General features: G+C 59.0%; 1 rRNA gene. It reads right to left on the minus strand.

Annotated features, from left to right (window positions below):
- Positions 1–273: ribosomal RNA gene (locus tag GTW43_RS20825) — 16S ribosomal RNA — on the minus strand; the annotation flags it as partial.

The raw sequence follows: 273 nt of genomic DNA on the forward strand, positions 1-273 counted from the left end.
TCCCCACGCTTTCGCTCCTCAGCGTCAGTAACGGCCCAGAGACCTGCCTTCGCCATTGGTGTTCTTCCCGATATCTACACATTCCACCGTTACACCGGGAATTCCAGTCTCCCCTACCGCACTCAAGCCCGCCCGTACCCGGCGCGGATCCACCGTTAAGCGATGGACTTTCACACCGGACGCGACGAACCGCCTACGAGCCCTTTACGCCCAATAATTCCGGATAACGCTTGCACCCTACGTATTACCGCGGCTGCTGGCACGTAGTTAGCC

It is taken from the genome of Streptomyces sp. SID5785 (assembly GCF_009870065.1).
Taxonomy (GTDB): Bacteria; Actinomycetota; Actinomycetes; order Streptomycetales; family Streptomycetaceae; genus Streptomyces.